The following is a 14,018-nucleotide window of genomic DNA, read 5'->3' as shown; positions in this document are numbered from 1 at the left end:
GCCTGGGCATCGAGGAAGCTGACGCCCGTCACCGGAACGTTGCCGACGAGACGCGAGTCGGCAGGTTTGCAGGCGCCGTCCGAAACGCAAAGGTCATAGTCCGACGCCGTCACCTGGAACTTCATGATTTCCAGTGGCGTGTCGATGGTTTCCTTCGCCACGGGTGCGGGTACGGGATGATTGTCCCGGAGGAACTCACCAGGCTGCGGATTTTCGAGTGATCCGGGCGCCAGGGCGACCAGCTTCGCCACGGCAGCTGGAACCCGCGAGGACGTCGCCCCGTCGATCGCATTGCTGACGCCGAGACCGATGAGGGCGGCGGCCGCAATCGTTCCCAATGTGAAGACAGGATCGAAGGACATGCTCAAGCTCCGCTAGCGGCTGCGACCCGCCGATATCGCCGGCGGGTCGCAGGTCGATCGACCTTCTATGAGGCAATCGCCTTGGGAGCCTCGACCTGCATCATCAGATCGTCGTCCCATTTTCCGTCCACCGTGAAGTGCGCCGTCGCGCCGAGCTCTACGGCCTCGATCAGATTGTGATTGACGTAGGCGTAGACGCCCGGCTGCCGGAACGCGTAGAGCGCGGCGCCCGCCGATCCGCCCCGGATGAACCAAGTCTCGAGATCCTTGGCGGGGGGATTGCCGAACTTTCCATGTTCCCAGACGAAGTCGCCATGGCCGCCGATCAGGTGCGGACGGGTGTCGCGATTGGCCTGCGAGTGGACGATGAGCACCGTCTCTCCGACCTTGGCCTTCATGGCGTTTTCGCCGGTCAGCGATCCAGCCTTGCCGTTGAAAACGACATGCGTCGGGACAAGGCCGCGCATCACTTTCACGGTGTCGTCGTAGTTGTCGCCGGCCGAGTCGTACTTCTTGAACTTTCCCTGCTCGTCGCGCGGGATGTAGAAGTCGTTCTCCCCGATATAGTAAATGCGGTCGTAGCGTACGGGCTTGCCCTTTTCGTCCCTCAGGCCATCGCGCGGCAGGACCATCACCGCCCCGCTCATCCCCGACACCACGTGCCAGGGGATCATCGCCCCGCCAGGCGCGCAATGATAGACGAATGTGCCGGACCGGGTCGCCTTGAAGCGCAGCGTCACCTGCTCGCCGGGGTTGATCAGCGTCAGCGCACCGCCGCCGAGCCCGCCGGTCGCCGCATGGAAGTCGATATTGTGGGCGAGCGTGTTGGCGTCGGAGTTGATCAAGGTCAGCTCGAGATAGTCGCCCTCATGCACGACCATGAGCGGGCCCGGAATGGAACCGTTGTAGGTCATGGCGTTGAGCTGAGTGCCGTCGGCGTCGATGACCATCGGCTTCTCTTCGATCTTCATGGTGAACTCGACGATCTTGGGGCCGCCCTTGGCCACCTGGTCGTGAGCGTGCACGAAAGGCGGCGCGACAAGCGTGACCTTTTCGCGCGGCAGCTCTGCCACACCCGTCACGGCCGCCATCGCCGGCGTCGAGCCGATGGCGGCAACAGCGGCGGCGGTAAGAACAGAACCCAGCAAAGCTTCGCGTCTCGTAAGCATCATAACCTCTCCTCATTTCAATCATTTCGATATCGTCAGAATATCGACTTCGAGAATCTCATCTTTGCGCTTGCGCAAACCTGTGACAGGTGCAGTTGCTCTTTGTTGAGGAGTTTGCTTCTACCGGAAGGCCAGATAGGCACACCGCGCACACGCGGCCGACAAAAAGATGGCCGGGCAGGACCTCTCCCAAGGTCTGCCCGGCCCGTGCCTCCGGCCCGCCATTGCCGGAGGCAGCCCCCCATGCTGTCGGATCAGTTCGAAGCGGCTTTGGTCGCCTCGGCGAACAGCTCGGCAAAGACGGGCTTTGCCTTGCCGATCTGTTTGACGGCTTCTGCCGCCTCCAGGTTGACCGGCTTGCCGACGACGATCAGCGCCACCATGCCCATGCCGTAGTGGGGAGCGCATTTCACGCCATAGACACCTTCCTTGGTGAGGGTGACCGTGATCTCCTCGCTCGCCTTGCCCTTGAAGGGCTCGGCGCCGTCCGGAAGCATTCCATTGATGACCTCGGCATTGTGAGTCTTGTCGGTCGGCACGAACTTGATCGTGTCGCCGGGCGCCGCCCGGACGAAGTTGGGCTGGAAGACCATCGCGCCCTTTTCACCCTTGTTCAGCATCTGGACGACATGTTCTTCGGCATTCGCGGCGCCGGCCATCGAGAGCAACGCGACCGCCGCGGCAATGAGGGGCAGTTTCATCGGAGAGTTCCTTTCTTGTTTCACCACGGCATCTACCGTCGCGCGCTTTTAGATCGTCGGAGGACGTGGCGATTTGCGCTAGCTCAAATGCCGCGACGAAAGTGATGGCGCGGAACCGGCATGATGGTCAGTGTCGGCCCAAGCGTTCATTCAGCGTTGTTACGCGCTTGCCGGCGTGGCCGCGTGAGCATTCCGCCAAAGAACACGGCGTAGCCGACGAAAGCGGTAACCCATAGCGCCGCCGAGACGTGCAGGAGGATCGGAGCGCCGGGAGCCATGGCCGCAGCTACGCGCAGGATGGTTGCGATGACGATCGCAACGAAGATCGCACGCGTTCCGGCGCCTGCCGCCAGTTCGCGGCCTGTGTGGCCGAGGGAGGCGCGGGTCATCACGGCAAGCGTCATGCAGGCCACCGCTCCAACGGCAAATGCGTGAATGCCTGCCGCCGCTGGAACGGCACCCGGTGCGAGGACGGTCAGTCCGGCAAGCAGCAGGCCTAGCGGCGCAAAGACGAAGGCAATATGCAGGATCAGCACCAACGGATCGCCCAGTGTCCGATCGCCCGCCCAGCGGGCAAGCCGAACAGTATTGAAGACCGCTCCCGCGATCAGAAGCGCGCCGGTTGCAAGACTGGCGGGAAAGAAGGTCCAGGCCGCGAGGCCGACGGCGGACAGCGCGATCGTTCCGATGTCAAACTTGCCAAATGATGCCGGAATCCGGCCGGGGTTCTCGCGCACCAGCCAATTGCGGGTGAAGCTGGGGACTATTCGCCCGCCTACGATCATGATGAGGACGACGACCGCTCCAAGACCCAGGCGCCGGCTCATGTCGGAGATGCCTTGGTAATGCGCTTCAACATGAAATATGACGTTTGCCGCAAATAGGGTCGCGACTGGCAGCAGCACCTTGAGGTTCCGCCAGTTCCGTCCGGCGATGATCTCCGTTGTGGCGGCCGCAACCACCGCCAGAAGAAAAGAGCAGTCTATGGCCGCGCTCAGCAGCCATCCGGTTTCCGCGGAAAGGAACACGGCCGCCCGACCGGCAACCCAGAGTAACACCAGCGCAAGGAGGCGAAAGTCCTGAACGGGAAGCCGGCCGGTCCAGTTCGGAATTGCGGTCAGCAGGAAGCCGGTCACGACCGCCGGCAGGTAGCCGAAAAGCAACTCATGAATATGCCAGTCCACGGGCAGGAATGTGCTGAAGGTTACCAGCCTGCCGTAATAAAGGGGCAGCCACAGCAGCATCGCAATGGCGGCCTGGAGCGAGCCCAGAAGGAAGAATGGCCGGAACCCGTAGGAGAGAATTGCCGGATAGGCGCTTGGCCGCGTCCGTGGAATTGCCATGACATGCCCCATTGAAAACCAGGCAAGACGCCTGCTGGGCCGCTTTTATCCGGGCTCTGAGGTCCGGAATTTGCCTCAGCGCAAACAAGGGAGTGATCGCCTTGCCACACCGAGGGGAAGGCTTCACTTGTCGACGGGCGGTCGTCCGTGACACAGTCAGGCAGAGCCTGAACGCATTGCAGCGTTGAAGTTGGGGAGGAAGGCAGTTGGCAAGCCTTGATCGATCGCTGATTGCCGGACTGCCTGTCTTCGAGGGGATCGCCTCCGCGGACCTGGATCGCATAATCGGACAGGCAAGGTCCATTCGCATCGCCAAGGATCAGCCGGTTTTCGAGCAGGAGCAGGAGGCCCATTCGTTCTTCCTTCTGCTCGACGGCCATGTGCGCGTGGTGAAATCGACTCCGGATGGTCATGAGGTGACCGTGCGCTACATAAGCCCGGGCGAATTGATGGGGATCGCCAGCGCGCTGGGCCGGACGACCTATCCGGCGAATGCCCTTGCGGCGGTCGATTGCGTGGCGCTCGCCTGGCCGAGCCAGCTCTGGGCTACATTCGCGGCGAGCTACCCGAGCTTCAGCGCCAATGCCTACAAGGCGGTGGGAATAAGGCTGCAGGACGCTCATGCTCGCGTCATCGAGATGTCCACCGAGCAGGTGGAGCAGCGCGTTGCGCATGCCTTGCTGAAGCTGATCAAGCAGTCGGGGAAAAAGACCGAGGCAGGCATCATGATCGACTTCCCCATTTCACGCCAGGACGTTGCCGAGATGACAGGCACCACACTTCACACGGTCAGCCGGCTGCTTTCCGCCTGGGAAGACCAGGGGTTGGTCAAGAGCGGGCGACAAAGGGTGGTCGTGGTCGAACCCCATCGCCTCCTCGTCATCGCTGAAGGCCGCTCGGCAAAGGGCTAGCCCGCTCCGCCGGCGTCAATGGCCGCCTCCAGGTCGCAGCGAAGCTGATCCTCGTCCAAGTCATGCTCGCGTGCCGCGTCCGAAACGGTGTGGAAGGAAGCGATCGGGCAGCCGACGCACAACATTCCGTGCTGGAGGACGACACGAACAGCCGCCGGCGTCTCGCGCATGATCCCATCCATCGTCGCATCGTCGTTCAATTTGCGTTTCATCTTGTCTGTCCGCATTTTGCGAACAACTATCCTGACGGGTCTTTTCAATGCGTTCGTTGCTCTGAAGCAAAGAAGGCGCTGTCTTGTCTTACAGGATGCAGTTTTGCGATGCTGTTTGGAGCCGCGGCCGGCCTGCCTCGGCATTTTGCGATGGATCAAAGCCCGCTGGCTCCCTGCCGGATAGATCGAAGGCGCGCCCGGTCCTGACATGGACCGGTCATGAACCGGTGGCAGCGTTGATGCGTTGTGCTTCATCCGCATCGGTTCAACCCAGCGAAGGAGTCGGAAATGACCGAGCATCCCAGCGCCAATCGTCTGTCCGCGCAGGAACTGCAAGACATCGATGCCTACTGGCGTGCCGCCAACTACCTGACCATCGGGCAGATCTATCTGCTCGACAATCCGCTGCTTCGCGAACCTCTTCGGCTGGATCATGTCAAGCCAAGGCTGCTCGGCCACTGGGGGACCTCGCCTGGTCTCAGCTTCATCTATGCGCATCTCAATCGTGCCATCAGGCAACGCGACGCCAATGTCATCTATGTCTGCGGTCCAGGCCATGGCGGGCCGGCGATGGTGGCCAACACCTACCTCGAGGGCACCTACAGCGAGACCAATCCGGACATTGCGCTGGGCGAGGCCGGAATGAAGAAGCTCTTCCGCCAGTTCTCGTTTCCCGGCGGCATCCCAAGCCATGCGGCGCCTGATGTGCCCGGCTCGATCCATGAAGGCGGCGAGCTTGGCTACGCGCTCTCGCACGCTTATGGAGCGGCCTTCGACAACCCGGACCTTGTCGTCGCCTGCGTCGTCGGCGACGGCGAGGCGGAAACCGGGCCGCTCGCCACCTCCTGGCATTCCAACAAGTTCCTCAACCCGGCGCTTGACGGCGCGGTGCTGCCGATCCTCCACCTCAACGGCTACAAGATCGCCAATCCCACCATTCTGGCCCGTATCCCCGAGGAAGAGCTGCGTGCGCTGTTCATCGGCTACGGTTACGAGCCGCTGTTCGTCGAAGGTGACGATCCGGCGTTGATGCATGAGCGGATGGCGCTCGTGCTCGACGATGCGCTCGACCGCATCAAGGCGATCCAGGATGCGGCCCGCGGCGGCGCGAAGACCGCGCAGCCGCGGCCGAAATGGCCGATGATCGTGCTGCGAAGCCCGAAGGGCTGGACCGGTCCGAAGGAGGTCGACGGGCTGAAGACCGAGGGATTCTGGCGCGCCCACCAGGTCCCGCTTTCCGGCCTGGCCGAAAACCCCGAGCATCTGAGGATGCTTGAGGCGTGGATGAGAAGCTACCGGCCCGAAGAGCTTTTCGACGCCGCCGGCGCACCCCTGGCCGCGATCCGCGCCACCGCGCCGCAAGGTGACAGGCGCATGAGCGCCAATCCGCATGCCAATGGCGGCCTGCTGCGGCGGTCTCTCGAACTGCCTGGCCTGGATGAGCACGCTGTCCCGGTCGAGCGGCCCGGCGGCGTCAAGGCGGAGTCGACCCGTGTCATGGGCCGCTTCCTGCGCGACGTCATGACGTTGAACCGGGCTGCCAGGAACTTCCGCATCGTCGGCCCCGACGAGACGGCCTCGAACCGGTGGCAGGATGTCTTCGAGGTGACGGAGCGCGCCTGGATGGAAGAGATCCTTCCCGAGGATGTCCACCTGGCGCGGGAAGGCAGGGTTCTGGAAATTCTGTCCGAGCATACCTGCCAGGGTTGGCTGGAAGGTTACCTGCTCACCGGGCGCCACGGCTTCTTCTCCTGCTACGAAGCCTTCACGCACATCGTCGATTCCATGTTCAACCAGCATGCGAAATGGCTGGATGCCTGCCGCAAGCTTGCCTGGCGGCGACCGATCGCCTCGCTGAACTATCTGTTGTCCAGCCATGTCTGGCAGCAGGAGCACAATGGCTTCAGCCATCAGGATCCAGGCTTCATCGACGTGGCGCTGAACAAGAAGGCGGACGTCGTGCGCGTCTACCTGCCGGCGGACGCCAACAGCCTGCTTTGCGTGACCGACCATGTGCTTAAGACATGGAACCGCATCAACGTCATCGTCGCCGGCAAGGCCAATTCCTGGCAGTGGCTGTCCATCGACGAGGCGAAAGTCCACTGCGGCGCCGGCATTGGGATATGGGAATGGGCGTCGACCGACGGCGGCGCCGAGCCGGATGTGGTGATGGCCTGCGCCGGCGACGTGCCGACGCTCGAGACCCTGGCCGCCGTTCAGATCCTGAGGCGCCACATTCCCGACCTCAAGGTCCGTGTGGTGAACATTGTCGATCTGATGACGCTGCAGCCGAAGGAACATCACCCGCACGGGCTGTCGGACCATGAGTTCGACGCGTTGTTCACCAGGGACAAGCCTGTCATCTTCGCCTATCACGGCTATCCGTGGACGATCCACCGCCTGACCTACCGGCGGACCAATCACGACAACATCCATGTGCGCGGCTACAATGAGGAAGGGACGACGACGACGCCGTTCGACATGACCGTGCTGAACGGGCTCGACCGCTATCATCTCGTGCTCGGCGTGCTCGACCGCATTCCCGAGCCGGCCGGCGCGCACATCCAGCTGAGGCAGGCCATGGAAGGCAAGCTGATCGAGCACGCAGCCTATATCCGCAAGCACGGGCAGGACATGCCCGAGATACTCGGCTGGAAGTGGGAGCGGTAATCGATGACGAGGCGCCGGGCTGAGAGGATCGGGCTTGCAAAAGCGGCGGGGACCGGCCGGCCATGACCGATGCAATTCTCGTCCTCAATGGCGGCTCATCGAGCCTGAAGTTCGCCGTCTTCCAATGGCGCGACGAGCTCCATCTGCTGGTGCGTGGCAGCGTCTCGTCGATCGGCGAGCGGCCCCGGCTCCACGTCGCGCCAACGGCAATGACGCCGCCATTCGACAGGAGCCTTGGCGAACAGCCGATCTCCATCGGCACGGCGTTCGAAGCCGTTGCGTCCTATCTTGCGGACCGCGGCCTCCTGCGCCGGGTGGGCCGGGTCGGACATCGCATCGTGCATGGCGGCCGGGAGTTTGTCCGCGCAATGCTGCTCGACGAGCGCACGCTCGGTGCCTTGCGCAGGCTGGAGCCGCTCGCCCCGATTCATCAGGCGATCAACCTGGAGCTCGTCGACCTGGCCAGCCGCCTCCTGCCCGGCACCATGCAGGTCGGCTGCTTCGATACGGCCTTCCACGCGGCGCAGCCCGAGCACGCAAGGCTTTATGGCCTGCCGCATGAGATGGCGGAGCAAGGCATCGTCTCCTACGGCTTCCATGGGCTCTCCTACAGCCATATCGCCAGCGAGCTCAACAACCGTTATGGCGCCGCCGCCGGCGGCCGGACGATCGTTGCCCATCTCGGCAGCGGTGCGAGCCTGTGCGCGATGAAGGCAGGCGTAAGCCACGCCACCACCATGGGCTTCTCGACGCTTGACGGCCTGGTCATGAGCACGCGTTGCGGCGCGATCGATCCCGGCATCCTCCTGCACCTTCTGCAGGACCGGAAGCTGTCGTCGGAGGAACTTGCCGACCTGCTCTATCAGCGATCCGGTCTGCTCGGGGTATCCGGCATCTCGGGAAACATGCAGACGCTGCTTGCATCGAAAGACCCGGCGGCGATGCGCGCCGTCGATCTCTTCGTCTATCGTGTCGGGCGCGAGATCGGATCGCTTGCCGCGGCGATTGGCGGGCTCGACACCATCGTGTTCACGGCGGGCATCGGCGAGCATGCGCCCGCGATCCGGCAGAGCATCTGCGAAGCCGCGGGATGGCTGGGCGTCGGGCTCGACGAGGAGTTGAACGCGCATGGCGAAGAACTGATCAGCGCCCCGGATTCCCTGGTCGACGTGCTTGTCATTCCCGCCGACGAGGAACGTGCGGTGGCCGCTGAGTTGCTCGGCTTCGAAGGCTTCGAAGGCAAAGACTAAATGATATCGCCCGGAAGCGCGCGGCGCTCCCGGGCGATATCATCAAACAAATGCGACTCGCCTCAGCCCGGCAACGAGGCGCCGAGCTTCCGCTGAACCAGGACGAGCGTCGGGTCGTCGGGATCCGTCGTGACGATGAAGCCCATCTCGCGCTCGAGTTCGATCGCTGCGCGGTTTTCGCGGCTCTCGATCGATTCGATGGTCTCTATCCCATGATCGTCGGCATAACGCGCGACATAACCGAGAAATTCCCAGCTGACGCCGAGATGCTTGCGATCCTCGCGGATGCAGATGGCGACTTCGCCACGCCGATCGGCCGGGTCCGCGGCGAGGGTCGCCACCGCGATCAGCATTCCGTCGGTGGAGAAGGCGAGAAAATTATGGACGTGCGGATCGTCGGAGCGGGTCATCGCCACAAGCCGCTCATGCGAAACCTCCTTCACCGCTCCGAGGAAGCGGAAGCGCAGATCCTCCGGCGTCACATGGGTGAAGAACTCGGCGACGATCGGCTCATCGTCGGGACGCGCTCGACGCACCTCGAAGCGAAATCCGGTGTGGGTCGTAAGCATGGTTTTCATTTTCAGCCCCCTTTTCAGGATTGATGCGCGGGATTGGCGCAATGGCCTCATTCACCCATTGCCAGCAGCGTGTCGCGTTTCAAAATTTCAATGCTGCGCAGGCTGAGCAGGCGGATCACGCCCTTCTCTTTCAGCCGGGTGAAGACCCGCGACACGGTTTCGATGGTGAGGCCGAGATAGTCGCCGATGTCGTTGCGCGACATAGGCAGTTCCACCTGCCGCAGCCCGCCCTGACGCTCCGACATCTCGACGAGGAATGCCGCGACGCGCTCGATGGCGTTCTGGCGGCCGAGCACCAGGAGATGTTCCTGCGCCCGGGTCAGGCCTTTGAGCGCCAGAGGCAGGAGCTGACGCGACATGTCCGTGCCTGACGGAGCGCGGAAGACCCGGACACCGGTCGCGTTGATCGCCTCGGCGAAGAAGTGATGGGTGGCGTCGGCCTCGAAACCGAAGGTCTCTCCCGCCAGGTGGAACGCGCTGATCTGCCTGCGGCCGTCGGCGAGCAGGCGGTAGATGCGGACCGCGCCGAATTCGACCTGATAGAGTGCGCCGGCCTTTTCGCCCTGGGCATAGATTTCGGCGCCTGCCGTGAAGAAGCTGACCGGCGTTGCCGGCCCTTCGAAGACGGGCGCGGGGCTCTGATGGGGGAGATAGGACGGCAGTTCGATCTTGGCGGAGGCTTGAGCGTACATGGCTGTGGTCCCAGTGAATTTGTGGCAACAGCAATCGCCCAAATCCGGCCATGCCGAAATTCGGTTATGTCCCTACGGGAAACTACTTAGTGCGACCTGAAATCACCTGGTCGGGCTAGGCGTGTCGAGCAGGCCACCTGGCCCGTGCGCCAACTGGGTCCGCGATTGACCGCGATCAAGGCCGGCATGATTTGACCCGGCATTGTCTGGCCGGAGCAACCAGGGGAAACCGACCATGACCTCCGATATGATTGAAATCTGGACCGGGATACTCGGCCTTGCCTATCTTGCCGCCGCAGGCCTTTATTTCGAAATGCTCCGTGCCAGAAAGCATGTCCCAGCAAGACGTGGCCACGTCCGGCCGTATCCGGACAGGATAAGGCGCTCGCGATAGGAAAGGATGCCGGACCAGCGAGGTTTCATTTTTCGTGCCGAGGGAAAGCCGGTCCGTTCCAGTCTGTCTTCCGAGAAACGGGGAAGCGTGATGAAGGCAATGGTGCTGGAAAAGCCCAGTACGCTTCTGAAACTCGTCGACCGTCCGGATCCCTTGCCGGGGGCGGGCGAGATCAGGCTCAAGGTGGAGGCATGCGCGGTATGCCGCACCGACCTGCACGTCGTGGACGGTGACTTGCCACGGCCAAGGCTGCCGCTCGTGCCGGGCCACGAAATCGTCGGCATCGTCGATCTTGTCGGTGAAGGCGTGTCGCGAGCCAGGCTTGGGCAAAGGGTAGGCGTTCCGTGGCTGGGGCACACTTGCGGACATTGTCCCTATTGCAACGCCGGCGCCGAGAACCTCTGCGACCAGCCGCTCTTCACCGGCTACACGCGCGACGGCGGCTTCGCCAGTCATGTCGTTGCCGACGAGCATTTCGCCTTCGAGCTCGATGCCGCCGCCGATCCGGTGTCGCTGGCGCCGCTCCTGTGCGCTGGTCTGATCGGCTGGCGCTGTCTCAAGAAGGCCGGCGATGGCCGCCGGCTGGGCATCTTTGGCTTCGGCGCCGCCGCGCATATCATCACGCAGGTCGCAATCTGGCAGGGACGTGAGATCTTTGCCTTAACGCGGCCTGGCGACATCCAGGCACAGGAATTCGCGCGTTCATTGGGCGTTGCCTGGGAAGGCGCCTCCGACGCATTGCCTCCGGTCGAGCTTGACGCCGCGATCATTTTCGCACCGGTCGGCGACCTGGTGCCGGCGGCGTTGCGCGCTGTCCGCAAGGGCGGCCGGGTGGTCTGCGGCGGCATCCATATGAGCGACATTCCATCGATGCCCTACAGGCTTCTGTGGGAAGAACGGGAATTGGTGTCGGTCGCCAACCTGACCCGCCGGGACGCCGAGGAGTTCTTTCCGATCGCGAGGGACTCCCGGGTGCGCACGCACACAAAGGTCTATCCGCTGGAGCGGGCGAACCAGGCGCTGGATGATTTGCGCATGGGCCGGCTGAGTGGCGCCGCCGTCCTTAAGCCGTGATGGTCCTGGAGCGCGCGTTCGCACGGCCGTCTTATCTGCTTTAGCCGGTTCGTCCCTGGCAGGCAGAGTCGGTCAGGGCGGGTCGGGACGGCCGATGAGAACAGGCACGCAGCGCGACATTCTTCTCGCGACGGCTTGCCGAGCTGCGCTATGGCTGCTCGACGCGGGCCACCTGGTAGGTGTGCATGGCGCCGTTGCGCTTGATCGAGACGTACTCGCCGGTGACGAAGCGCTCCTCGCCGAGATGAAAGCCAACCTCGTCGTCACGATCGCCCTCGGCGTAGTCGAAATACCATTGGCCGCCCGGCTTGCGCCGCAGGCGGCCGACAAGATCGTCCTCGCCGGTGCGGAAGCGGCGGACGCGGCAGAAGCCCTTGTGCGATTTCCACTCCTCCGCGTCCAGCCGTCCCTCGTTGGTGAGCGGTGCGAGCACATCGTAGCCTTCCTCGCGGTCTCCTTCCGGATGACCTTTTTCGCGTGCGAGAAGCAGGCGGATGTTCCTGAATTTCGGGGTGAGGTCGTGCAAGCTGGTCATGGCAGACTCCTTCGAGGCCATTCCTATCGCGGCGGCCGGGGGTCACCTTGATCAAGGTCAAACGGGCTTCGGCGTGCCGCGGTCTCAACTGGTGCCTGTCGGCAGGTGGCCGCGAACCCAATTGACGATCTGGCCGGCGCTCATTGCCCCCGATACGCGCGCGATTTCCCGCAGGCGGTGAAACAGGATCATGGTGGGGATGCCGCGAATGCCCAGCCTCGCCGCGATGGCCTGCTCCTTGTCGGAATTCAGCTTGACCAGCCGGATGTGCGGCTCGAGCGTCTTGGCGGCGGCCTCATAAGCCGGCGCCATCATCTTGCAGGGACCGCACCAGGGAGCCCAGACGTCGACGAGGACGGGCAGGCTGCCGCGCCCGATCTGACGGTCGAAGTTCGCTGCGTCGATGTCCTGCGGAACTCCTGAAAACAGCCGGGCGCCGCATTTTCCGCACTGCGCTTCGGCGCTGTTTCGGTTCGGCGGCAGGCGGTTGACCACGCCGCATTTGGTGCAAACCGCCAGATTCTCCTGCGTCATGACCTTCTCCCGTTTCGATCGCGGCCGAGACGCCCGTCGCCAAGGGCCCGCAGCGCATTGACGATGACGGCGACGTCTATGCCCTCTTGCAGCAGTGCTCCCGCCACCGGCGTTATATGCCCCATGGCGGCCGCGATCATCGCCGCGCCCGAGAGCCCCAGCCCGACGACGATGCTCTGCAGGGCGATCCCGCGCGTGCGCCTGGCGATACGCAATGCTTCCGCGACAGGTTCCAGCCTGTCGGTCAGCACGACCACGTCCGCCGCCTCGGACGAAGCTGTCCCGCCGCGGGCTCCCATGGCAATGCCTACGGTCGCCGCGGCAAGGGCAGGCGCATCGTTGATGCCGTCGCCGACCATCATCGTCGGCGCCGCAGCCTTTTCGGCCTCGACTGTCCCAACCTTGTCGGCCGGCGTGGCGTTGGCGAAGACGGCATCGAGATCGAGCGAAGCGGAGACCTTTTCGGCCGCCGCGCCGTCATCGCCAGTCAGCATGACTATCCGGGTGACGCCTGCCGAACGCAAAGCCTCGACAGTGCCGGGCGCATCCTCGCGTATGGCGTCTCCGAATGTGAAAACAGCGCCAAGCCGGCCATCGATGGCCACAAACACCCTGAGCACCTGCGTCTCGCGATACCGGCTCTCTCCGCTCTCGGCCCAGTTGGGCAATGGCCCGCTTCCGAGAACAAGCGGCCTCGACCCGGCCGCGACCGACATCCTATCCACCTGACCTTCAAGGCCTTCTCCCCGATGCTCGCGGACATCACAGGGTTGGGAAAGCAAAAGGTTCCCATGGCGGGCAATGCGGACAATCGAATCCGCAAGGACGTGGTGCGAAGCCTGTTCAAGCGAGGCGAGCAGCCGCAGCGGTTCATCGGTTCCCTGGCCTGGAGCGACGTCGATCTCGATCAGCTCGGCGCCGCCGAGCGTCAGGGTCCCTGTCTTGTCGAAGATCGCGGTGCGTATCTGGGCGAGCGCCTCCAGCGCCGCGCTGCCCTTCATGAGGATGCCGGCGCGGGCGGCACGCGACACGCCACCGATGAATGCGACGGGCGCCGCGAGGATCAGCGGGCAGGGCGTCGCGACCACCAGAACGGCGAGAGCGCGGATCGGATCACCGGAAAGATACCAGGCGATGGCGGCGATCAGCAGCGTGGCCGGAAGCAAGAGCAGGGCAAAACGGTCGGCAACGCGTATGAACGGCGCCTTGGCGGTTTGCGCGGCGGCGACCATGCGCACGATCGCGGCGTAGGTGCTTTTGTCGGCGATGGCCGAGGCCCGCATGACAAAGGCCTCGCCGACATTGACGGTGCCGCTGCGCAATGCGTCGCCGGCGCCGCGCCGCTCCGGCAGGGGCTCTCCGGTGACCGTCGACTCATCGAGCTGGGCCGAGGCGTCGATCAAGACGCCGTCCACGGGCAGCAATTCGCCGGCGCGCACCAGAAGCTCGTCGCTGACCGCCACCTGGTCGATCGCGACAGTTTCGGTGCCATGTGCGGATTTCCGGTGCGCCACACGCGGCGCCCTGTCGGTCAGAGCCCTGAGATTCCGCGCCGCCCGGCCGCGCGCCAGATCTTCAAGCACGGTGCCGCCG

The 14,018-nt window shown here is 63.8% G+C and carries 13 protein-coding genes and 1 pseudogene; 4 read left to right on the top strand and 10 right to left on the bottom strand.

What is annotated here, in order from left to right:
- The 4 genes and pseudogenes from EOA28_RS08295 to EOA28_RS08280 form a co-directional block, all read right to left on the bottom strand.
- A pseudogene (locus EOA28_RS08295) lies at positions 1–362 on the bottom strand (formylglycine-generating enzyme family protein); the annotation flags it as partial.
- 65 nt (positions 363–427) lie between these two features.
- Positions 428–1,531 carry a copper-containing nitrite reductase gene (gene nirK / locus EOA28_RS08290; RefSeq protein ID WP_127250433.1) on the bottom strand — a complete coding sequence of 368 codons (1,104 nt, stop codon included), beginning with the start codon at positions 1,529–1,531 and terminating at the stop codon, positions 428–430.
- A gap of 254 nt (positions 1,532–1,785) precedes the next feature.
- On the bottom strand, positions 1,786–2,232 hold the full coding sequence (locus EOA28_RS08285; RefSeq protein ID WP_126062654.1) for a pseudoazurin: 447 nt from the start codon (positions 2,230–2,232) through the stop codon (positions 1,786–1,788).
- A gap of 146 nt (positions 2,233–2,378) precedes the next feature.
- Positions 2,379–3,575 carry an NnrS family protein gene (locus EOA28_RS08280; protein WP_127250434.1) on the bottom strand — a complete coding sequence of 399 codons (1,197 nt, stop codon included), beginning with the start codon at positions 3,573–3,575 and terminating at the stop codon, positions 2,379–2,381.
- 206 nt (positions 3,576–3,781) lie between these two features.
- Here EOA28_RS08280 and EOA28_RS08275 point away from each other — a divergent pair, with 206 nt between their 5' ends.
- On the top strand, positions 3,782–4,486 hold the full coding sequence (locus EOA28_RS08275; protein ID WP_126079224.1) for a Crp/Fnr family transcriptional regulator: 705 nt from the start codon (positions 3,782–3,784) through the stop codon (positions 4,484–4,486).
- On the opposite strand, the gene EOA28_RS08270 is transcribed toward EOA28_RS08275, so the two are convergent.
- A complete protein-coding gene (locus EOA28_RS08270) occupies positions 4,483–4,698 on the bottom strand; it encodes a DUF1858 domain-containing protein (RefSeq protein ID WP_127250435.1) in 216 nt (71 codons plus the stop codon). The genes EOA28_RS08275 and EOA28_RS08270 overlap by 4 nt on opposite strands.
- Before the next feature lie 288 nt (positions 4,699–4,986).
- On the opposite strand from EOA28_RS08270, the gene EOA28_RS08265 reads away from it, so the two are divergent.
- A complete protein-coding gene (locus EOA28_RS08265; RefSeq protein WP_127250436.1) occupies positions 4,987–7,368 on the top strand; it encodes a phosphoketolase family protein in 2,382 nt (793 codons plus the stop codon).
- Between the two features lie 62 nt (positions 7,369–7,430).
- Entirely contained in the window at positions 7,431–8,618 is a 1,188-nt protein-coding gene (locus tag EOA28_RS08260; RefSeq protein WP_127250437.1) for an acetate/propionate family kinase, read from the top strand.
- 62 nt (positions 8,619–8,680) lie between these two features.
- Here the strand turns inward: EOA28_RS08260 and EOA28_RS08255 are convergent, their stop codons facing one another.
- Together EOA28_RS08255 and EOA28_RS08250 are read right to left on the bottom strand one after the other, a co-directional pair.
- Entirely contained in the window at positions 8,681–9,196 is a 516-nt protein-coding gene (locus EOA28_RS08255) for a GNAT family N-acetyltransferase (protein WP_042647298.1), read from the bottom strand.
- Positions 9,197–9,243: 47 nt separating this feature from the next.
- Positions 9,244–9,888 carry a helix-turn-helix domain-containing protein gene (locus tag EOA28_RS08250; protein ID WP_127250438.1) on the bottom strand — a complete coding sequence of 215 codons (645 nt, stop codon included), beginning with the start codon at positions 9,886–9,888 and terminating at the stop codon, positions 9,244–9,246.
- A 484-nt stretch (positions 9,889–10,372) separates the two neighbouring features.
- On the opposite strand from EOA28_RS08250, the gene EOA28_RS08245 reads away from it, so the two are divergent.
- On the top strand, positions 10,373–11,356 hold the full coding sequence (locus EOA28_RS08245; protein ID WP_127250439.1) for a zinc-dependent alcohol dehydrogenase family protein: 984 nt from the start codon (positions 10,373–10,375) through the stop codon (positions 11,354–11,356).
- A 148-nt stretch (positions 11,357–11,504) separates the two neighbouring features.
- On the opposite strand, the gene EOA28_RS08240 is transcribed toward EOA28_RS08245, so the two are convergent.
- The 3 genes from EOA28_RS08240 to EOA28_RS08230 all read right to left on the bottom strand — a co-directional run.
- Positions 11,505–11,891 carry a hypothetical protein gene (locus EOA28_RS08240; RefSeq protein WP_127250440.1) on the bottom strand — a complete coding sequence of 129 codons (387 nt, stop codon included), beginning with the start codon at positions 11,889–11,891 and terminating at the stop codon, positions 11,505–11,507.
- 84 nt (positions 11,892–11,975) lie between these two features.
- Complete coding sequence (gene trxC, locus EOA28_RS08235; protein WP_127250441.1) at positions 11,976–12,425, bottom strand: thioredoxin TrxC; 450 nt, start codon at positions 12,423–12,425, stop codon at positions 11,976–11,978.
- The coding region (locus tag EOA28_RS08230; RefSeq protein ID WP_128314803.1) for a heavy metal translocating P-type ATPase at positions 12,422–14,018 on the bottom strand (1,597 nt) is incomplete at its 5' end. The genes trxC and EOA28_RS08230, both read right to left, overlap by 4 nt.

It is taken from the genome of Mesorhizobium sp. M2A.F.Ca.ET.067.02.1.1, assembly GCF_004023285.1.
Lineage (GTDB): Bacteria > Pseudomonadota > Alphaproteobacteria > Rhizobiales > Rhizobiaceae > Mesorhizobium.
Note: the sequence above shows the minus strand (reverse complement) of the source record. Positions and strands in the feature narration are given on the sequence as shown.

Coding starts and splice junctions, on each gene's coding strand:
- nirK (WP_127250433.1), bottom strand. CDS start 1,531: ATGCTTACGAGACGCGAAGCTTTGCTGGGTTCTGTTCTTACCGCCGCC.
- EOA28_RS08285 (WP_126062654.1), bottom strand. CDS start 2,232: ATGAAACTGCCCCTCATTGCCGCGGCGGTCGCGTTGCTCTCGATGGCC.
- EOA28_RS08280 (WP_127250434.1), bottom strand. CDS start 3,575: ATGGCAATTCCACGGACGCGGCCAAGCGCCTATCCGGCAATTCTCTCC.
- EOA28_RS08270 (WP_127250435.1), bottom strand. CDS start 4,698: ATGAAACGCAAATTGAACGACGATGCGACGATGGATGGGATCATGCGC.
- EOA28_RS08265 (WP_127250436.1), top strand. CDS start 4,987: ATGACCGAGCATCCCAGCGCCAATCGTCTGTCCGCGCAGGAACTGCAA.
- EOA28_RS08260 (WP_127250437.1), top strand. CDS start 7,431: ATGACCGATGCAATTCTCGTCCTCAATGGCGGCTCATCGAGCCTGAAG.
- EOA28_RS08255 (WP_042647298.1), bottom strand. CDS start 9,196: ATGAAAACCATGCTTACGACCCACACCGGATTTCGCTTCGAGGTGCGT.
- EOA28_RS08250 (WP_127250438.1), bottom strand. CDS start 9,888: ATGTACGCTCAAGCCTCCGCCAAGATCGAACTGCCGTCCTATCTCCCC.
- EOA28_RS08245 (WP_127250439.1), top strand. CDS start 10,373: ATGAAGGCAATGGTGCTGGAAAAGCCCAGTACGCTTCTGAAACTCGTC.
- EOA28_RS08240 (WP_127250440.1), bottom strand. CDS start 11,891: ATGACCAGCTTGCACGACCTCACCCCGAAATTCAGGAACATCCGCCTG.
- trxC (WP_127250441.1), bottom strand. CDS start 12,425: ATGACGCAGGAGAATCTGGCGGTTTGCACCAAATGCGGCGTGGTCAAC.